Source organism: Marininema mesophilum (genome assembly GCF_900106775.1).
Taxonomy (GTDB): domain Bacteria; phylum Bacillota; class Bacilli; order Thermoactinomycetales; family DSM-45169; genus Marininema; species Marininema mesophilum.
Genome location: NZ_FNNQ01000001.1, coordinates 187,358 through 206,011, shown reverse-complemented (window position 1 = coordinate 206,011; position 18,654 = coordinate 187,358). Strand labels below are relative to the sequence as shown.

Below are 18,654 nucleotides of genomic sequence, written 5' to 3'. Positions count from 1 at the left end.
TAACTATCCAAGCGAGAGTAATATTATTTGTATTTTTATATTATTTTTACATACACGAAGGGAATAGCTCTTTTTTAGAGAATATAATTTTTGGAGAGGATGCTCGATAGAGAATTTCTGAATGGGTCGCAGTAGTGTTTGAGTAAATGAGAATGAAGTGTATTGTCCTTTGTGTTCTAGTTAGTGGATGTATGATGAAGTGAAAGAGTTAGATCATATCACTTTAATAATAACTTAATAATAATGATATTTTCTATTTACTCTCTATTGTTATTTTAGAATCAAAAAAAAGATACTGAGTAAAAATAATGCGCCGAGCCGTGGATTAATTTGAGGAGCGATTGTGGTTTGCCTGAGTATCGTGGGTTAAAATTTTCATTTTGCGGGAGACGCATATGATTAACAAACTACAACAAGTACGAGCCTTTATTGGTAACACTCCGCTTGTCCAATTAGATTATGATCGTTTAGAAATTTTTGCGAAGCTAGAGTATCACAATCTGATGAATAGCATTAAAGTGAGACCAGCCTATCACATCCTAAAAGCGGCGATTAAAAAGGGTGAGATAACCCCGAGTACCACGGTAGTTGAATCTTCCTCGGGGAATTTTGGCATTGCGCTTGCTGCTTTGTGTAGACAACTTCAAATAAAATTCGTTCCAGTAATCGATCCTAATATTAATAATGCTTATGAAGATATACTCCGTGCCCTGTCCTATCGAGTGGAGAAGGTTACGGAACGAGATAGGACAGGGGGGTATCTATTAAATCGTTTGCAGAAGGTAAGAGAGCTTTTGCAGGGGATTCCTGATTCTTACTGGCCTAATCAATATGAGAATCCGCTCAATTATGAGTCCCACTACTTTGGGGTAGGAAGTGAAATCGCTCATCACTTTGAAGTGTTGGACTATGCGTTTATTGGGGTGAGTACAGGTGGAACGATTGCGGGTATTTCCCACCGATTGAAGGAGAAATTTCCAAAAATCAAAATCGTTGCCGTGGATTTGGTGGGATCGGTGATCTTTGGTGGGCCACCAAAAAAACGTCACATACCTGGTATTGGTGCTAGTATGGTGCCTAAGCAAATTGAACGCGCATTGATCGACGATGTGGTGATGGTTAAGGAAATCGATGCAATAGATGGCTGTCACCGTTTGTTTGAAGAACATGGGGTGTTTGCCGGGGGTTCCTCGGGAAGTTGCTATCATGCTATCCATCATTATTTTTCTGAGATGGATTTGGTTGAGCGACCGAAGGTGGTTTTTTTGTGCCCAGATGGGGGCACAGCCTATGTAAATACCGTCTATAACGCTGACTGGGTTGCGCAATTACGTCAGGAAGAACATGTAACCAGTTGATCGATGATGCGGTAGTGAACTAAACGAAAAAGAGGGAAAAATATGCTTTATTTGAATACTGAACATATTCAAACCTTAGGGATTGACTGGGATGAAACGGTAAGGGTCATTGGTGAGACGGTTCGCTATATCCAAGAGGGAGCGTATCATCAACCGATAAAGCCCTATCTGCAATTTCCTAACCCGAGTAATCGCATTATTGCTATGCCTGCTTATGTGGGTGCCGATGTCAATATGGCGGGTATTAAATGGATTGCCTCTTTTCCCAAAAATATCGATCAGGGGATGCAACGTGCTCATTCATTAACGATCCTGAATGATGCGAATAATGGCTGTCCGATTGCCATGTTTAATACAGCGATTATCAGCGGGATTCGTACCGCATCAGTGACAGGGCTGATGATCCAAGAAGCCTTGAAAGACCGCCATTTACAGGATTTAAAAGTGGGTCTCCTTGGCTTTGGACCGATTGGGCAGTTGCATTTGCAAATGCTTACAGCCCTTTTTGCGGATTCGATCACAGAGGTCCACTTGTATGATGTACGGGAAATCGACAGGACAGCGATTCCTGAGCAGATCGCAACGCGTACGCACATCGTGGATAAATGGGAAGATGCTTATGAAGGGGCGGATTTATTCATTACTTGCACTGTTTCTGCGAGCGGTTACATCGATAAAAAACCGAAAAAAGGTGCGCTATTACTAAATGTTTCCCTGCGTGATTTTAAGCCTGTGATGCTTGACTACGATCTCGCAGTAGTTGTTGATAGCTGGGAGGAGGTATGTCGGGCGAACACAGATATTGAAGTGATGGCTAAGGAGCGGGGATTGCAAAAGGAAGAGACATTTTCGATGACGGATGTGGTGTGTAAAGGGGTACTTCAGGAGATTCCGGATAACAAAACCCTATATTTTAACCCGATGGGGATGGCCTCCTTTGATATTGCCATTGCAGCCTATTATTACAGACAAGCAGGTGAAAAGGGTGTAGGTCAGACTCTTCAATAAGGGTGTGATTTCAAATGAGTCAGGTCATTCAGGATTATAGGAGGTTCGCAGGTAATGATGTCCTTACTACGCTAACGCTTCTATCCGCTGAGAAGCTCTTATTCCATGAGACCCATGAAAAAGAGCGATTGGATCGAGTTTGCCGATCCATAATGGAAGAGGGAGTTATTCATCATCCGGCGCTCGCTCTGAAACTACCCTCAGGCAATTACTTATTGCTTGATGGTGCCCATCGTGTCATGGCGATGAAAGAGCTTGGTTGCAAAGGGTTAGCTGTACAGGTGGTAGAGGAGCAGCAGGTAAGACTGCGGGCTTGGAATCACCTGCTTCCGATGGGCGAGTGGTGGGAAGCGCTAGGATGTGATCCACATATCACCTGGTCGGATACGAGGATGGATGGCCGCCTGCTTGCTCATGTAACGGAGGCGACGGGCAGGGAGTATTTTCTGTATCCTCGTGACACAGATGAAAATTTGTTCACCCATCTTACAGCTTGGCATCGCATTGTTAGCAAGTACCAACACGGGTGTATCGTACAACGAGTTGCGGATGGAGGAACGACACAGTTTAGGGAAGGGGAAGTATTATTCTCCTATCCGGATTATACCCTGGAGGAGCTAAAGTGGGTTGTGGAAAATGATCGTTTGATGCCAGCGGGTGTTACACGAACAATTGTACAGGGGCGGCTTCTTAATTTACGCATCTCACTAGATTTGCTACAGGAAGAACGCTTCGATCAACACCGCTGGGAGGAGCTGCTCCAGGGTTGGAGTCGTAGCTTAAGACTCTATACGGAACCGGTATACATATGTGAAGGATAGTAGGATCAAAAATTAGCTAGCCGAAGGCATGAGCCACTCAGCAAAAAGACGAGGGAAATTCGTTAAGGAGGTAGAAATATGAGCACCCATGAGAAAATTCGTCAATATATCGAGAGTAATCTCGTTACCTTCGATGCTACAGAAGCTGAATTTACCGATGATGACAATATTTTCGAAAAGGGATTTTTAAATTCGTTGTTTGCTATGCAGATGCTTACCTTTATCGAAACGGAATTCGATTTGACAGTAGACAATGATGACCTTGATCTCGTCAATTTTTCCACAGTGAATAACATTGTTCGTCTTATTGAAAAGAAGCAAAAGGGTAGGTCACCTGCATGAAAGCCCTTCACGATGTGCTTACCCAGGTGGAACAGTTCGCAGCGGAGGAACTTAGGCCCAGAGCAGGGGAGTTTGAAGCACAGCAAGAGATCCCGCAAGATGTGATCATAAGTCTTGCAAAGCATGGGGTCCTAGGTGCAACAATTCCGGTGGAATATGGTGGACTGGCGCTGGATGCTATCGACTACGGTAATCTTACAGAAACGGTTGGTAAGGCATGCAACTCGGTACGTGAATTGCTTACCGTTCATGTTTCATTAGTAGGGGAGTCGATAAAGCGTTGGGGGTCAGAGGAGCAAAAACGGTACTGGTTACCGAGAATGGCAACGGGGGAAATCCTGGCGGCCTTTGCTTTAACCGAACCGGAAGTAGGCTCCGATGCGAAAGGGATTGGTACATCCTATCGACAAGAAGGGAATCGCTTTATCCTTAATGGTCGTAAAAAATGGATCTCCTTTGGGGGAATTGCGGATTTATTTTTGGTATTTGCTTCCCGGGGGGAAGAGATGACTGCCTTTCTCGTCGAATCCTCGATGGCTGGTGTCTCCACGACGAAGATGAGCAACTTACTAGCAAGTAGCTCATCTCACCTTGCTGAAATCCACCTCCAGGATGTAGAGGTACCACTGGAAAATGTATTGAGTCGAGTGGGAGGTGGGTTTGCCTATGTGGTTAATACCGCACTGGATCATGGGCGTTACAGCATTGCTTGGTCAGGAGTAGCCATCGCCCAGGAAGCCCTTGATGGGATGGTGACTTATGGAAGAACCCGCAAACAAGGGGGCAGGGTGATCTGTGAATATGCTGAGGTGCAAAAAATGATCGCAGATGCCAGTGCGAATCTACATGCAGCGCGTGCTCTCTGTGTAGCCGCTGGTTTGAAACGACGGGATAAGCATCCCGATGCGATCATCGAAACCACCATCGCTAAGTACTTCTCCTCAAAAATGGCGATGAAAGTGGCTACCGATGCGGTGCAAGTATTTGGCGGGAACGGTTTTTCCCGGGACTATCCGGTAGAGCGCTTGTTCCGTGAAGCGAAGGTATTAGAGATCATAGAAGGCACCTCCCAGGTGCTTCAACCAGTGATTGCCCAGCATGCACTACGAACTTGCTATCGAAAGGGTTGGTGGAGTGAACCATGATCTATCCGTTAGCAAGGGAATCGGTAGTTCCCGAACAGATCCAGCCTCTCTTTCATGAGCACCTTCGGCATCCCATATTAAATGGAATTCTAGCCGGTCATAACAAAGGACGCATCTATGTGGATCATCCAAGGCACCCTGCCTGTGCATTGATTTGGGCTGAACAAGAGATTTTTTATCTGCTTGGGGAGCCGAAGGCGGCTTTCGTCGATACCCTGCCCACTTTTATCAAAGAAGTGATTGCACCGGAAGCCATGCGCATAGACGACCCTTTTTTTCAGGTAGAGTTGCTTCCTGGGGCAAGTGATTCGCTGAAATGGCAGTCCATTATTGAGGAAGAACTATACGAGTTTATCCCCAAGTCCTATGATCGGGTCATGTTTACCTTTTCCCAGGAGAGATATCGCAAGCTCCCTCCGCTTTCCATACCCCCGGGGGTTCGTGTTGAACCAATTACCTTCGAGTCGCTAGCGAAGGATGAATTGAAAGAGGTACGAGAGATGATCACTGATTTTTGGGTGACATCGGATGCTTTTCTCAAGAAGGGGTTTGGCTATGTTGTCCTGCTTGGGGATGAGGTTGTTTGCTGTTGTTTGACCGCCTTTGCCACTGAGACGGATGTAGAGATTGGGATTCACACGTATAGTCGTGCTCACCGAGGCAAGGGTTATGGCGAGATAGTCACCCGTGCCTTCCTCGACAAGTGTTTGGCAGAGGGCCGGGTTCCCCATTGGAAAACAGAGGATTTTCGTCTGCCCTCGCTCAAGCTGGCGGAAAAGGTAGGGTTTATCAATCGTCAAGAGTATAGAGCGTACGTGTTTTTGTACAACGAATTGGATAATTTCCTATTTACTGCTTACCATCGTCTTCGTTACCGAGGGAACTTTGTGGAAGCAGAGCATTATCTTGAACAAGCGATTAGACTAGGGAAATTAAAGGGGTGGCATCATTTTCTGCTCGCCTGCGGTTATTCATTGGCTAAAGATATAGAAAAATCCTTATTCCATATGAAACAAGCGGTGGAATTGGGTTGGAAGAATGTTTCAGATATCCGCTATGATCTCGATCTAGTCAATCTTCGCAAAACAAAGAGGGGACGATTGTTGCTGGAGGAGTTTGAGAGGAGATTGGGCTAAAGAAAGGCAGGGGACACGATTGATGAAGGTCGCATTTATGTTCCCGGGGGTAGGATCCCACTATGCTGGAATGGGTGAATATTTTAACGATAACTTTAAAATTGCCCGGGAAACCTTTCAAGAAGCGAGTGATACGTTAGGGACAGATATGGTTAGTCTCTGTATGGATAAATCCCGTAAGTTGAGTTTAGATGCCTTGGAAAACGCGCAGACAGCATTGGTCACGGTTAGTATGGCGGCATTTCGCGTGTTTGAGCAGGAGATTGGCATAAAACCGGATGCAATGCTTGGTTATTCACTCGGTGAGTACTCCGCTCTTTGTGCTTCAGGGGTGATGGGATTCGCAGATGTGTTGAAGCTCGTGCATAGTCGGGGGCTGATTGTAAGTGAATATGCAGCCTCAATAGATGGCACGATGGCATGGGTGAACAACCTTGAACCAGAGACGGTGGAACAAATTTGTGCAGAGGTAAAGAAGGCGGGGGAAGAGGTGGTTGTTTCCGCCTATGATACACCGCAAAAAACATCGATCTCAGGCTCAAATGCTGGGATTCGCCTTGCGGGGGAGAAGGTAGTAGAGCGCGGAGGAATTCCTATCCCGTTAAGGATGAGTGGTCCTTTTCATTCTCCTTTGATGAAGCCGGCGGCGGATCGCTATCGAGAATTATTGATAGACAGTAAGATCCATTCACCGAATGTCCCCGTGATCGCAAATCGTAGTGCACTTCTTTACAGAGATGTGGAAGGTGTATTGGACAACCTGTGGTTACAATTGGTGGAACCAGTACGTTGGCTTGATTCTCTCCGCTATTTACTCCAAGAGGGGATGACGATTGCAGTGGAGATGGGGCCGAAGGATGTTCTGAAATATCTGCTCAAGGCCGTTGATCCTAACCTGTTAATGGTTAACTACGAAAAGGAAAAGGACGTGCGCAGGACCGAGCAAGCGCTAGTCGTGCAGGAGACAGAGTATAACCAAGTGATTACCAATTGTCTGGCAGTGGTTGCCGGCACGCGTAATTATAGCACCGATCTAGCGGATTACGAGAGACGTGTCGTGCTTCCCTTTCGACAAGTTCAGCATCGCTATGAGGAGTTAGCCGCCTCTGAATCCTCCCCCAAATTGAGTGATGTACAGAGGGCACTTCAAATGATGCAAGGTGCACTAACAGCGAAACGGATACGCGGGGAAGAGCGAGAACGTCATTTGCAAAGAGTATTGAACAACAAAGTGTTGCAGATGCATGGATAAAACCCAAGGAGCGATGCGGGAATGTTTCAAAGAATCGGGATTATCGGTGCTGGTACGATGGGCACCGGCATGACGGTGGATCTAGTGTTGCATGGTCTAGAAATCATTTTAGTGGATATAGAGGAGGAGCAGTTGGAGAGGGCAAAGGCTGAGATTTTACAGACCGTTCGCTTTGCCCCGATGCTGAATAAAAAATACCCCAGGATGTCCGAAGAGGAAGTCCTATCCTTGGTACATGCCACCACCCAGTTAGAGGATGTGGCGGACTGCGACTATATCGTAGAGAATGTACCTGAAAATTGGTTAATCAAAGAACTGATCTACCTCCGATTAGATGAGATTTGTAGAGAAGAGACTGTTTTTGGTGTAAACACCTCATGTATTTCGATCACGAAGGTAGGCGGTGTAACGAATCGCCCAGATCGAGTGATTGGCATGCATTTTATGAATCCTGTTTATATGAAGCCTTCTATTGAAGTTATCCGTGGTCACTTAACTTCGGATGAGACAGTAGCGAGAGCGGAGGCGTTTCTTGCCCAATTGGATAAAGATGCGATTATCGTCAATGATCAGACGGGTTTTGTCTCCAATCGGATTTCCCATCTCTATATGAATGAAGCTGCTTGGGTAGTGATGGATGGAGTAGCAACGTCAAAGCAAGTGGACGATATCTTTAAAAAATGCTTTGGTCACAAAATGGGCCCCTTGGAGACAGCGGACCTGATCGGGTTAGATACAGTTATGCACTCCTTGCATGTACTTTACGAAGAATACCAAGATCCAAAATTCCGCTGTTGTCCCCTGTTAAAGAAGATGGTGGATGCAGGGGAGTGCGGTCGAAAGCAAGGAAAGGGATTTTATGCTTATTCTAAATAAACTCTCTAGGGAGTGAGAAAAAATGGTCGAGGCAACATTGGAACAAATCGTATATACCTATATCGCTGAACATGTGGATGATGAGTTCGATTATGATACAGAGATCTTTGAAGAAGGGTTCGTAAATTCGCTGTTTGCGATTCAGTTGATGACCTTTCTGGAGAAGGAATTTGCTATCAAAATCACGATGGACGATCTCGATATGGAAAACTACAAGTCTGTCAATGCTATCGGGGAATTTGTCCGTCGCTGGCGGGAGCGGAATGTGCGATGAGAGGGCATTTGGCCCGATCTCATCAAGAACCGTATCGAGAGTTTGTTGATTTCGTAAATACGTATGTAGAACCCTATGCAAATCGCTGGGATATCGAGCAGGGTATTCCCCAGGATGTGATCCGCCGATGTGCTGAAAAGGGTTTTCTCGGTGCGACGATTCCTCGGGAGTATCGCGGGCAGGGTTGGGATTATCTCACCTATGGAGCATTCACTGAGGCTATCGGTAGGGGTAGCATCTCTTTGTCTGGTTTGTTTAATGTTCATACGATGGTGATGGAGTCGATACTCAAGTGGGGATCCGAGGAGCAAAAGGCCTATTGGTTACCCATGTTGGCTTCAGGTGAGAAGGTTGGGGCGTTGGCCATGACCGAACCTGGCGCTGGCTCTGACTTAATGATGATGCAGACGACGTACCAGCAACAGGGAGATCGATTCATCTTAAACGGCCAAAAAAAATGGATCACCTTTGGTGCTGCTGCCGATGTGTTATTGGTTTTTGGGAAGCTAGCAGGTGAAGAACCGATTGCCTGCCTTGTCCCAAAGGACAGCCCAGGGCTGACCATTACTCCCATTCCGGATATGTTAGGCTTTAAAGCTTCGTACCTTGCTACATTGGAATTTAACAATGTGGAAGTACCAGCGGCAAATATGATCGGACGTCCGGGGTTTGCGATCTCTTACCTAGCGCCCTATGCGCTGGAGTTCGGGCGAATTTCCATCGCCTTTGCCTCCCTTGGTTTACTCCGTGCTTGTATAGAGTTATGTGGGGCACATGTGATGGATCGTAAGACCTTTGGCACCAATCTGATTGACCAGGGGATGATCTCCCATATGATCACCGATATGGGGGTGGATTTAGAAGCAGCCACCCTGCTCTGCCTAGAAGCCGTTAAAGCAAAGGATGGGCATAGTCCTGATGCAACAGAAAAAATCATGGTTGCTAAGTATTTTTCATCCCGGGCGGGCGCGCGCCATTCTACTAATGCCGTGCAGATGATGGGTGCGTTAGGATGCAACGAACATCACTCGGTATCCCGTTACTATCGCGACGCAAAGACGATGGAAATCGTCGAAGGGAGCAATCAGATCCACCAGCTATTGCTTGGTAAAGGGTTTGCCAAAAGGGCGAAGCGCGCGATGCGGACGTCGGAAAAGGCAAAGGGAGTGCAACAGCGAGTATGAATCCAATCATGCAACTATTTTTTGAGGCGCAGGTAAAACGAACGCCTGATGCTGTAGCAGTCACCTTTGGTAAGCAATCTTTAACCTACAGGGAATTAAACACGAAGAGCAACCAATTAGCCTCTTGCCTGCGCAAACGTGGTGTTGGACCTGAAACGATAGTTGGTGTGATGGTGGAACGTTCCTTGGAGATGATGATTGGTATTTTTGGGATTCTGAAGGCGGGTGGAGCCTATCTCCCCCTCTCCCTCTCTTATCCGAAAAAACGTCTCCAATATATTGTGGAGGATAGCGGGATGGCGTTAGTCCTGACCCAGAGCAACCTCCTTCAGCAGTTGAAAGAGTCAATAGAGTTAGCTGCTTTATCATTGGATGATGCTACTTTGTACATAGGTTCAGGGGAAAATCTCCCCTGTTTGAATCAACCAGCGGATCTTGTTTATGTGATTTATACCTCGGGCTCGACGGGCAAACCGAAGGGAGTAATGATTGAGCACCGTGCTCTGGTGAATCGCCTTGAATGGATGCAGGAAGCTTATCCTATCGACTCCCAGGATACCCTCCTGCAAAAAACACCAGTTACCTTTGATGTTTCCGTTTGGGAGATATTTTGGTGGTCCATGGTTGGCGCAAAGGTATGCCTCCTGGCACCCGGCATGGAAAAGTTTCCCCAAGCAATTATCGAAGGTACTAAAACGATGCAAGTTACGGTGATGCATTTTGTTCCTTCGATGATGAATGCCTTTCTAAACTACATCGAAGGGGCGGATGAAATCGATCAACTAACTTCCCTGCGGCGTGTATTTGTTAGTGGGGAAGCATTGATATCCCGACAAGTGAAGAAATTTAACGATCTACTTCATCGTACGAACGGTACGCGGTTGACGAACCTTTATGGTCCGACAGAAGCGACGATTGATGTATCCGCCTATGACTGCCCAACGAAGAGCAATTTAGAGGAGAATATACCGATTGGTCGAGCAATTCGAAATATTGATCTCTTTGTCATCGATGACAAGGGTCATCCGTTGCCACGAGGACAAGTAGGGGAACTATGTATAGCTGGAATTGGCCTGGCACGCGGATATGTAAATAATCCTTCCTTGACTGCTGAACGTTTCATCGAGAATGAAGAGGGTCAGCGCATGTATCGAACAGGGGACTTAGCCCTTAGACGACTTGATGGCAACATCGAGTATCACGGTCGGATCGATCATCAGGTTAAAATCCGCGGATTGCGGATTGAACTAGGCGAGATTGAAGCCTGTGCCATGGCTTGTGCAGGGATTCAACAATGTGTTGTGTTAGTGCGCAGGGAATCGGAGACTGTAGTGAAGTTGGTTGCCTACTATGAGGCATCAGAGGGTTTTCAATCGATCCGTCTGAAAAAACACCTTCGCTTGCATTTGCCTGACTATATGGTGCCGAGTAGCTATATACACCATCGGACGCTACCACTGACCGAGAACGGCAAGGTCGATCGGAAGTTGTTAGCTACCTGGGTAGCTTCAAAGAACCTTACGGGAGGAGGGGTCTCTTGATGACGGAGGCAACGAAGATACGGAAGGAAGATGTTGAGGATATACTGGCGCTTACACCGCTTCAGGAAGGAATTATCTTTCATTATTTAAAAGAACCTCATAGCAACATATATCGAGAAGAACTTCGTCTTCGCTTGTCAGGTGAGGTCTCTATCCCGTTATATGAGCGGGCCTGGCAGCATGTGGTTCGCATGAATGAGATGCTTCGGACAGCCTTTCGTTGGGAGGGTGTTAAACATCCTGTACAGATCGTGTTGAAGGAGCATACACCGCGCTTACTTTTTAGTGATGGAGCAGCGCTAGGAGATGATGAGGCTTACGATCTGCATCAGGTACCCTTTTCCGTGGAGTTGTGCCGTCTGGGGGAGAAGGAGTATGAAATGATTCTCCGCCATCACCATATTTTGTTTGACGGGTGGAGCAACGGTGTGATCCTGCTCGAGTTTATCCAGGCGTATCGTGAACTGGTACAGGGGAAGACCCCATCACTGACCAAGAAAGCGAAATTTAAAGATTTCATCCGTTGGCAACAAGACCAGGATGCATCTCGTCAACAAACCTTTTGGCAAAAGTATCTGGCGGATTTAAAAGAACCCATCCCTTTGTCTGAAAAAAGGTTGAAGCGTTCGATAGCACAAACGGTTACCAATCACCTGGGTGAGGAGCAGAGCGCTAGGATCAGAGAGTTTGCCAGGCAACAGGGTATTACAGTGGCAGCATTGTTCTATGCTGCTTGGGGTGTGCTACTGCAACGGTATCAAGATTCTGAGGACGTATTGTTTGGTACGACCGTATCTGGCCGTGGGGGAACGCTCCCAGGTGTGAAGGAGATGGTAGGGCTATTTATTAACACTCCACCACTTCGGGTGACCCATCAGGAGGAGCAGAGGGTAAGTGACTTGCTCCAGCAAGTGCAAAAGGATCTATTAGATCGGTCGGAATATGAGAGTATCTCCTTAGTCGATGTGGATAGTTCCTTTGACACCATCCTAGTGGTAGAGAATTACCCCCTTGATGTAGCGCAATTGACCAAACCAGATGAGATCCTACAGGTGACAGGCTATGAAATGCGTGAGCTGACCAACTACGATCTTACGGTTTCCGTCGAGTGTTTTGATTCTATTAAACTCGTAATGATGTGGCCTGAGGGTGCTTTTGATGCACAGATGATCACTCGCATGACCCATCATTTTCTACGTCTGCTAGATGAAATGATAGCGGATGTTACAAAACCCATCGCATCCCTTGCGATGATGAGTAATGATGAGCAATTAAAATTGTTGCAAGGCGGCCTTCAACCAGCAGCCACCTATCCACCTCTGACAATCTATGAATTATTTGAAGCCCAGGTGAGAAAGGATCCTGAGCGAATTGCACTGACCTTTGGTGATGAGCACATGACCTACGGTCAATTGCAGGAACGCGCAGATCAAGTAGCGGTTTTGCTACAGCAAAGGGGCGTGAAGCCTGATGAACTCGTTGGTGTGATGCTGGAACCTTCCTTTGATATGATGGCGGTTCTGCTCGGGATACTGAAAGCTGGGGGGGCGTATGTCCCGATTGAACCGGACTATCCGCAGGAGAGGATCTCCTTCATCCTCGAAGATTGTGGAACGCAGTGGTTGATTACTTCTGAACGATTCAGGGAGAAGGCGAAAATTGCAGGTGAGCTACTCTTTATCGAGCATTTCTCGAAGCTCGCTGAAGAAGATTCCTCAAAGGGAGCTAGCATTCCGATGCCAGCCGTTAGTCCTGAGAATCTGGCTTATGTGATCTACACTTCAGGAACCACCGGTCGCCCCAAAGGAGTGATGATCGAGCATCGTAATGTAGTACAGCTTGTGATGCATCAACCGAGCCAGTTTCATTTTTCAGATCAAGATACATGGTTGCTGTTTCACTCCTTTTGTTTTGATATGTCCGTCTGGGAGATGTATGGTGCTCTCCTCCATGGAGGCCGACTGATCATTGTGCCAAAACAAACCCTGCGCGATACCTATGGGCTAGTTGAACTAGTAGCCCGGGAAAAAGTGACCGTGTTAAACCAAACCCCCTCTGCGTTCTATATGTTTCAACAGGTAGCAGAAGAATTTCCCGATCAAACATTTTCCCTTCGTCTGATCACATTCGGCGGAGAAAGGTTGAAACCGGATTTACTAAAAAGCTGGCGCCAACGTTCTCCTCATATAGTGATGGTCAATATGTATGGGATTACAGAGACGACGGTCCATGTAACCTATAAAGAAATCGGCGATGAGGAAATGAATAGCAACCTTAGTGCTATCGGAGTTTCCTTGCCAACCTATGCTTGTTATGTGCTAGATTCACACCGACGATTGTTACCTAAGGGTATGCAGGGTGAATTATATGTGGGTGGCGGTGGTGTAGCCCGGGGCTACTTGAACCGCACTGAAATAAATGCGGACCGTTTTATAGAAAATCCCTACCGCCCTGGGGAGAGATTATACCGATCTGGTGACTTGGTGCGCATGCTGGAAAGCGGTGAAATGGAGTATATCCGTAGGATCGACCATCAGGTGAAAATTCGTGGATATCGTATCGAGACAGGTGAAATTGAACACCATTTGCAACAACACGATGCGATCAAGGAAGCCGTGGTTGTGGCGGTAAATGATCAGGAGGGTACGCCGGAGTTATGTGCCTATGTGGTAACCCATACGGAGATTTCTAAGGAAGAACTACGTAACGATTTGGTGGATAAAGTTCCTGGTTACATGATCCCTGCTTATTTTATTCCTATAAACAATATCCCGCTTACATCCAATGGGAAAGTGGATCGCAAGGCGTTGCTGCGCAAGAGTGAGGCAGTTCATGTCAATAGAGGTCATGAAGTATCCCAGGACGAGATAGAGTCTACTGTGGCGAAGGTATGGCAAGAGGTGCTCGGGGTGCAAGAGATTGGTTTGCATGAGAACTTCTTTGATGTGGGGGGAAACTCTCTCAAAATGATTCGCCTGCTGTCGCGCCTGCGCAGTACCTTTACGAAGGAAGTGTCCATGCCGACGTTATTTAGATATACCACCATATACGACCAGGCCTGTTACTACCGAGGTGGAGAGAAGGATGCACTGGCTACCCCCACCCCCATGCCTCCCACGGGGAGTGATGTGGCGGTTGTGGGGATGGCGGTGCGGTTGCCTGGAGCGCCTAATCTGGGACAGTTTTGGGCTAATTTACAACAGGGTGTAGAGTCGATTCGTGTCTTTACAGAGGAAGAATTGCGTGTGGCGGGTGTGCCAGAGGAGCAACTTCAAAAACAGAACTATGTGAAGGCAAAGGGCTACTTGGAGGATACCGATGCCTTTGACCATCAGTTTTTTGAATACGGTGCTAAAGAAGCAGAGATGATGGATCCACAGCTTCGTATTCTCCATGAATGCGCCTGGGAAGCCTTGGAGCATGCTGGGGAATCCAAATGGGCAAATGGCGAACGGATGGGAGTTTATGTGGGTGGCTCACCCAACTTTCATTGGTTACGCTCGGTTGCTGGGGAGGGTACGAGTGCTCTCGATGAATTTCAAGCGATGTTGCTGAATGAGAAGGATGTTTTCGCTACTCGTCTTGCCTACAAACTGAATTTGACGGGGCCAGCGGTTACAGTGCAAACAGCATGTTCCACTTCCCTTGTTGCGATTGAGAACGCCTGGGCGGACCTGATCCATGGATGTTGTGAGGCGGCACTCGCAGGAGGAGTGAGTATAACCTATCCGACGAAGACGGGTTATTTGTATGAGGAGGGGATGATTCATTCCCCAGATGGTCACTGCCGGGCCTTTGACGAAGATGCCGCGGGAACTGTTGGCGGAAACGGTGTCGGTATGGTTGTATTGAAGCGGCTCGAGGATGCCCAGCGCGATGGGAATACGATCTATGCCGTGGTCAAAGGGGCAGCGGTCAACAACGATGGGGCACGTAAGGCTGGATTTACAGCCCCTGGTGTTGAAGGACAGGCAGCTGTAATCCAAGCAGCTCAACAAATAGCCGGGGTAAAACCTGAGGAGATCGCCTATGTAGAGGCCCATGGGACAGGTACACAGTTGGGTGATCCCCTTGAAATGGAAGCACTAAAGCTGGCCTTTGGAGAACAGGAGTCAGGACGGGTACTGATCGGGTCGGTAAAAACGAATATCGGACATCTGGACGCAGCGGCAGGTGTAGCCGGATTTATTAAAACAGTTTTAGCCCTTTATCATAAACAAGTTCCCCCAAGCCTTCATTATCAGCTCCCCAATCCGAAGATTGACTTTGGTAAAAATCCCTTCCGTGTTAATACGATGTTGACTCCCTGGGATGATAAGGTGTATCGCGCTGGTGTTAGCTCCTTCGGGATGGGAGGCACGAATGCCCATGTCGTACTTGAATCAGCACCTAGTGTCCCTTCGTTGGCAGAGAGTCGGAAGTGGCATGTACTGACGCTTTCTGCTAAATCAGAGCTTGCGTTGCAGATGATGGTCGAAAATTTAGCCAAGGATTTGGAAAAAAATCCATACAGAATGCTTTCTGATGTTGCTTATACATTGCACACTGGACGCCAGGACTTTCCGCACCGCCGTACGGTGGTAGCTCCAAATATAGCTGATGCAATTGCTCAATTGCGTAGTGTTGGTGAAACATCGGAAGCAAAATCTCTCCGTCCAGTCATGTTCCTCTTTTCTGGCCAGGGTTCCCAATACGTGAATATGGGTCGGGATCTTTACGAAAATGAGCCGGTTTTCCGCGAACAGATGGATTACGGTTTTACCTTGTTGAAAAAACACATCAACATCGATATGCGCTCCATCTTATTTCCAACCGCAGGCGCTGAGGAACTAGCTACCCAACGACTGAAAGAGACCGCGTTTACCCAACCGCTCCTCTTCCTCATCGAATATGCACTTGCCTTCCTATTGATCCACTGGGGTGTGACTCCACAGCGGATGATTGGACATAGTATCGGAGAATATGTTGCTGCCTGTGTGGCAGGGGTAATGGCCTTTGAAGATGCTCTTTATTTGATATCTATACGGGGTAAATTGATGCAAACGCTTCCTGTAGGGTCCATGCTCAGTGTGAATCTAGCAGAGGGTGATATCGAAGAATTTTTAAGAGAAGAGATTGATCTAGCAGCGGTTAATTTACCGGAGCAGGTAGTTCTCTCAGGTCCGACCGCTCTCCTCGAAAATTTGGAGCGTACATTGTCCGAAGCTGGAGTGAAGGCAGCGATGCTACATACGTCACACGCCTTCCATTCTCGCATGATGGACCCTATTCTCGCTCCATTTGAGAGGGAAGTAGCCAAGGTGAGCCTCTCTGCCCCGAATATCCCCTACCTTTCTAATGTGACGGGTACATGGATTACCGCAGAACAAGCAACCTCGCCAACCTATTGGGTTAAACATCTACGTGGTACTGTCCAATTTTCAAAGGGATTATCTGAGCTCCTCCGTACGGAGCAAGCGATTTGCCTTGAAATTGGACCGGGTCGTGTGTTGTCCACCTTTGTACAAACTCATCCCGAACGTCAGGTGGGGCAAACTGCACTTAATCTTCTTCGCCATCCCCTTGATTCTGTGAAGGATAGCGCTCACTTACTCAAGCAGATCGGTCGTTTGTGGATGCTTGGAGGAAGGGTAGGCTGGCAAGCCTTCTACGGTGAAGAGAAGCGACAGGTCCTACCTTTGCCTACCTATCCCTTCGAGAAAAACCGCTTCCCCACCGATCCAAAAACCGCCAGCCTCAGCTCGCTTCCACAGGTGAATCATGCTAAAAAACGGGCCAACATGGATGAGTGGTTCTACATACCCTCTTGGGAGCGGAGTTCGATACCTGCGCAACCACAGGTAGAATCATGGGAGAATGGGGACGATGTTTGGCTCCTCTTTGTGGATCAGCAAGATCGCATGGAATCGTTAGTGGTACATCTACGTAATAAGGGACAACGGATTATCATTGTGCAACTGGGTGAATGGTTCTCTCGTACAGCAGAGGATGCCTATACAATTCACCTCCACGAAAAAGCCGACTACGGCGAGCTTTTCGCTGATTTGGAACGCAGAGGGTGCCTCCCTCGAAAAATACTGCATGCCTGGAGCTGTCATGGCATACAGGAAGAAACGCTATCCCAGGAGCGAGTAGTACAGGGGATCGATGAAGGGTACTATTCATTGCTCTATTTGGCACAAGCCCTTGGCAAATACGGGGTTGAAGGGAAGTTGTATGTCCTGACGGAGGGCATGCAAGAAGTTACAGGGACGGAGAAGGCGCTTTATCCTGAACGAGCGACGATCTTGGGATTCACTAAGATTTGTGGACTCGAATTTCCCTCGCTCACCTGCCGAACGCTGGATATGGATTTTGGGCTCCCGGAGAAATTTTTTACTGAGGTGATATTACAGGAGTGTCTCAGTGACACCCCCGATCTAGTAGTTGCTTATCGCGGTCGGCATCGCTGGGTACCGACCCTTCGCCAAACTTCCTTTGCCAAGGAAGAAGGGGAGACAAACCGTTTACGAGCAGGTGGTGTCTACTTGATTACAGGAGGTCTTGGTGGGATTGGTTTGGCAATCGCCCAGTACCTGGCCCAGCGGGTGCCTGATGTCAAACTAATCCTGCTTGGCCGCTCAGAGTTTCCAGCCCGTCATGAGTGGGATCATTGGATCAATGGACAGGAGCAAGATCTGCGCAAGGCGGCTGTTATACGTGCCCTAGGTGAAATGGAGAGCCAGGGTGCTGAGGTGATGGTAGTACAGGGGGATGTGGCTAAGGAACATGATATGCGTCACATGCTCAGCCAAGCAAAGGCGCGGTTTGGTGAGATCCAGGGAGTGGTTCATGCAGCTGGAGTTGCGGATTATCTAGGTATTATGATGAATCGCGACAAGGAGCAAAACGATGCCATCCTCGCCCCGAAAATCACAGGGACTTTGCTTATGGACTCTCTCCTTCAGGAGGAGCCCCTTGATTTCTTCGTGCTTTGCTCCTCCATTGGGAATGTTGCCTATCACATGAAGTTCGGGCAGAGCGGCTATAGCGCAGCCAATGAATTTCTCGATGCATTTGCTGTTTATAAAAACCTGCGTGATGGAGTATATACGGTGTCCATCAATTGGCCGGATTGGCAGGAGGTCGGTATGTCCTTGCAATCGGCAAAGGTGTGGGCGAAGCAATTGAACACAGATGTTGAAAGTGTGCTGGAGGATGGGGTAACCGCCCAGGAAGGGGTTGAGGTATTCCATCGCATTATCAGCCACAACCATCCTCAGGTAGTGGCATCCCCGGTTGATCTGCATTGGAAATTGACCGATGGGATGAGGTACTACACGGAGCTATTGGATCAAGGGGGCAAAAATAAAGCAAAACAACAGCGTTCTGATCGGTTAGTGGACTTTGTCGCTCCGTCCAATGAGATCGAACAACAGTTAAGTGAATTGTTACAGGGCATGTTTGGGTATGAACAGGTGGGTATTCACGATAATTTCTTTGATCTAGGGATGAGCTCACTCGATCTTGTCCGGGTTAACGCCAAACTAAAGGATTTGTTCCAATACGATCTGCCTGTGGTTACCCTCTATGAATATTCGTCGATTCATACCCTCGCGAAATACCTGAGCCAACCTGGGGCGACTGAAGAAGCACAGCCACGTGAAGAGCTAGGTATAGCGAAAACCGTGATGAAAAATACATTGGCCCGATTGAATAAACGACAGTAGGGAGGGAA

At 47.6% G+C, this 18,654-nt stretch carries 12 protein-coding genes; all 12 read left to right on the top strand.

The genetic code is table 11. The annotated features are described in order from the left end of the window. The first annotated feature begins 395 nt into the window (after positions 1-395). The 12 genes from sbnA to BLV90_RS00735 all read left to right on the top strand — a co-directional run bounded on the left by sbnA (position 396) and on the right by BLV90_RS00735 (position 18,646). Positions 396-1,358 carry a 2,3-diaminopropionate biosynthesis protein SbnA gene (gene sbnA / locus BLV90_RS00790; RefSeq protein ID WP_091734714.1) on the top strand — a complete coding sequence of 321 codons (963 nt, stop codon included), beginning with the start codon at positions 396-398 and terminating at the stop codon, positions 1,356-1,358. 42 nt (positions 1,359-1,400) lie between these two features. Next, a complete protein-coding gene (locus BLV90_RS00785) occupies positions 1,401-2,366 on the top strand; it encodes a 2,3-diaminopropionate biosynthesis protein SbnB (protein WP_091734712.1) in 966 nt (321 codons plus the stop codon). A 14-nt stretch (positions 2,367-2,380) separates the two neighbouring features. Then, entirely contained in the window at positions 2,381-3,187 is an 807-nt protein-coding gene (locus BLV90_RS00780) for a ParB N-terminal domain-containing protein (RefSeq protein ID WP_091734710.1), read from the top strand. 78 nt (positions 3,188-3,265) lie between these two features. Further along, a complete protein-coding gene (locus tag BLV90_RS00775; RefSeq protein ID WP_091734708.1) occupies positions 3,266-3,529 on the top strand; it encodes an acyl carrier protein in 264 nt (87 codons plus the stop codon). After that, a complete protein-coding gene (locus BLV90_RS00770) occupies positions 3,526-4,674 on the top strand; it encodes an acyl-CoA dehydrogenase family protein (RefSeq protein WP_091734706.1) in 1,149 nt (382 codons plus the stop codon). Before BLV90_RS00775 ends, BLV90_RS00770 begins: the two co-directional genes overlap by 4 nt. Continuing rightward, entirely contained in the window at positions 4,671-5,810 is a 1,140-nt protein-coding gene (locus BLV90_RS00765; protein WP_091734704.1) for a GNAT family N-acetyltransferase, read from the top strand. The genes BLV90_RS00770 and BLV90_RS00765 overlap by 4 nt, the downstream gene beginning before the upstream one ends. Before the next feature lie 22 nt (positions 5,811-5,832). Further along, positions 5,833-7,062, top strand: coding sequence for an ACP S-malonyltransferase (locus tag BLV90_RS00760; protein ID WP_091734702.1), 1,230 nt, complete (start codon positions 5,833-5,835; stop codon positions 7,060-7,062). 21 nt (positions 7,063-7,083) lie between these two features. After that, the gene (locus tag BLV90_RS00755; protein WP_091734700.1) at positions 7,084-7,938 is read left to right on the top strand and encodes a 3-hydroxyacyl-CoA dehydrogenase family protein; all 855 of its coding nucleotides are present in this window, start codon (positions 7,084-7,086) and stop codon (positions 7,936-7,938) included. Positions 7,939-7,960: 22 nt separating this feature from the next. Next, positions 7,961-8,212 (top strand): acyl carrier protein, encoded by a 252-nt coding sequence (locus BLV90_RS00750; RefSeq protein ID WP_091734698.1) that lies wholly within the window; start codon positions 7,961-7,963, stop codon positions 8,210-8,212. Then, positions 8,209-9,396, top strand: coding sequence for an acyl-CoA dehydrogenase family protein (locus tag BLV90_RS00745; RefSeq protein WP_091734696.1), 1,188 nt, complete (start codon positions 8,209-8,211; stop codon positions 9,394-9,396). Before BLV90_RS00750 ends, BLV90_RS00745 begins: the two co-directional genes overlap by 4 nt. Next, positions 9,393-10,937, top strand: coding sequence for a non-ribosomal peptide synthetase (locus BLV90_RS00740; protein WP_091734694.1), 1,545 nt, complete (start codon positions 9,393-9,395; stop codon positions 10,935-10,937). The genes BLV90_RS00745 and BLV90_RS00740 overlap by 4 nt, the downstream gene beginning before the upstream one ends. After that, on the top strand, positions 10,937-18,646 hold the full coding sequence (locus BLV90_RS00735) for a hybrid non-ribosomal peptide synthetase/type I polyketide synthase (RefSeq protein ID WP_091734692.1): 7,710 nt from the start codon (positions 10,937-10,939) through the stop codon (positions 18,644-18,646). The genes BLV90_RS00740 and BLV90_RS00735 overlap by 1 nt, the downstream gene beginning before the upstream one ends. The last annotated feature ends 8 nt before the right edge of the window (positions 18,647-18,654 follow it).

Excerpts from the sequence above, each read along its gene's own strand:
- sbnA (WP_091734714.1), top strand. The coding sequence starts at position 396 with ATGATTAACAAACTACAACAAGTACGAGCCTTTATTGGTAACACTCCG.
- BLV90_RS00785 (WP_091734712.1), top strand. The coding sequence starts at position 1,401 with ATGCTTTATTTGAATACTGAACATATTCAAACCTTAGGGATTGACTGG.
- BLV90_RS00780 (WP_091734710.1), top strand. The coding sequence starts at position 2,381 with ATGAGTCAGGTCATTCAGGATTATAGGAGGTTCGCAGGTAATGATGTC.
- BLV90_RS00775 (WP_091734708.1), top strand. The coding sequence starts at position 3,266 with ATGAGCACCCATGAGAAAATTCGTCAATATATCGAGAGTAATCTCGTT.
- BLV90_RS00770 (WP_091734706.1), top strand. The coding sequence starts at position 3,526 with ATGAAAGCCCTTCACGATGTGCTTACCCAGGTGGAACAGTTCGCAGCG.
- BLV90_RS00765 (WP_091734704.1), top strand. The coding sequence starts at position 4,671 with ATGATCTATCCGTTAGCAAGGGAATCGGTAGTTCCCGAACAGATCCAG.
- BLV90_RS00760 (WP_091734702.1), top strand. The coding sequence starts at position 5,833 with ATGAAGGTCGCATTTATGTTCCCGGGGGTAGGATCCCACTATGCTGGA.
- BLV90_RS00755 (WP_091734700.1), top strand. The coding sequence starts at position 7,084 with ATGTTTCAAAGAATCGGGATTATCGGTGCTGGTACGATGGGCACCGGC.
- BLV90_RS00750 (WP_091734698.1), top strand. The coding sequence starts at position 7,961 with ATGGTCGAGGCAACATTGGAACAAATCGTATATACCTATATCGCTGAA.
- BLV90_RS00745 (WP_091734696.1), top strand. The coding sequence starts at position 8,209 with ATGAGAGGGCATTTGGCCCGATCTCATCAAGAACCGTATCGAGAGTTT.
- BLV90_RS00740 (WP_091734694.1), top strand. The coding sequence starts at position 9,393 with ATGAATCCAATCATGCAACTATTTTTTGAGGCGCAGGTAAAACGAACG.
- BLV90_RS00735 (WP_091734692.1), top strand. The coding sequence starts at position 10,937 with ATGACGGAGGCAACGAAGATACGGAAGGAAGATGTTGAGGATATACTG.